The 1259-nt window shown below is 76.9% G+C and carries 1 protein-coding gene; it reads right to left on the reverse strand.

What is annotated here, in order from left to right; translation table 11 throughout:
- Positions 1-51 precede the first annotated feature (51 nt).
- Positions 52-1026: a glycosyltransferase family 2 protein gene (locus HMPREF3099_RS09055; RefSeq protein WP_070705661.1), complete on the reverse strand. Its 975-nt coding sequence runs from the start codon at positions 1024-1026 to the stop codon at positions 52-54.
- Positions 1027-1259: the final 233 nt, after the last annotated feature.

Below are 1259 nucleotides of genomic sequence, written 5' to 3' on the forward strand. Positions count from 1 at the left end.
CCCCGGCAGTTGCCGGGGGCGTCCTCGTGCGGTGGCGGGGACGGCGGTCCCTCAGCGACCGACGATGCGGCGGCGCAGCGCGCGGGGACTGGTGAGGAAGCCCCACCCCCAGGCCATGTGCATGGTGGCGATGACGGCCGGCACCCGCAGCGCGACCGCGGGCTCCTCCCGGCGCGCCTCGTACAGGCCGCCGGCGGTGACCGCCGCGAGGTAGGTGGCCGGCACCGCCAGCGCCGGGCGCCACCGCAGTCCCACGGCCGTGCCCAGCGCGCAGGCCACGAGGGCCGCCGGTGGGGCGAGGTAGCGGGCGTTGATCGACCCCTCGTGGAGGGCGGCCACCACCCGGCGCCACCGGCCGTAGTCCCGGTACTGCCGGGCGAGGGCGGGCAGGCTGCGGCGCGGCCGGTAGGCCACCACGAGCTCGGGGGTGAACCAGACCAGTCCCCCGGCCTGACGGATGCGCCAGTTCATCTCCCAGTCCTGGGCGCGGTCGAAGCGGGCGTCGTAGCCGCCCACCCGGTCGAGCCACTCGCGGCGGAAGCAGCCGAGGTAGACGGTGTCCGACGGCCCCTCCCCGCCACCGGTGTGGAAGCGCGCCCCGCCCACGCCGATGCGGGACCCCATCGCCACCGCCACGGCCCGCTCGACGACGGTGCGGCCCTGCGCGTGCATGATGCCGCCGACATTGGCCGCGCCGGTGCGCTCGAGCACCTCCACCGCGGTGCGCAGGTAGCCCGGGGAGAGCTCCCCGTGCGCGTCCACGCGCACCACCACCGGGTGCCGGGCCACGGACAGGGCGGCGTTCAGCCCGTCGGGGGTGCGCCCGCTGGGGTTGTCGATGACCACCACGCGCGGGTCGGCCGCGGCGAGGGCATCGGCCACCTCGCGGGTGCGGTCGCGCGAGGGGCCCACGGCCAGCACGACCTCCAGCTCCCCCGGCGCGTCCTGGGCGAGCACGGCCGCCACGGAGTCGGCGAGGTCAGCCTCCTCGTCGAGGACGGGCATGATCACGCTGAGGGCTGTCATGCGCACATTGTGCAGGCCCCGCGCGCCACGCCTGGGACCTGCCCGCGCCGCGTCCCAGCGTGGTCCCAGCCTCGTCGCCTAGGCTCTGGTGAGTGACCGACCGCCATGACGACAGCGATCCCCGCGACTGGGGCAGATCCGGTTCCGGCCGGGACCGTGACGCACGCGGGCGTCGCCGTGTGACCTCCCGGGGGGCCGGGCGGGGACCCGTGCCGCCGCACCCCGACCGTCCG

The sequence above is a fragment of the Kytococcus sp. HMSC28H12 genome, assembly GCF_001816045.1.
Lineage (GTDB): Bacteria > Actinomycetota > Actinomycetes > Actinomycetales > Dermatophilaceae > Kytococcus > Kytococcus schroeteri.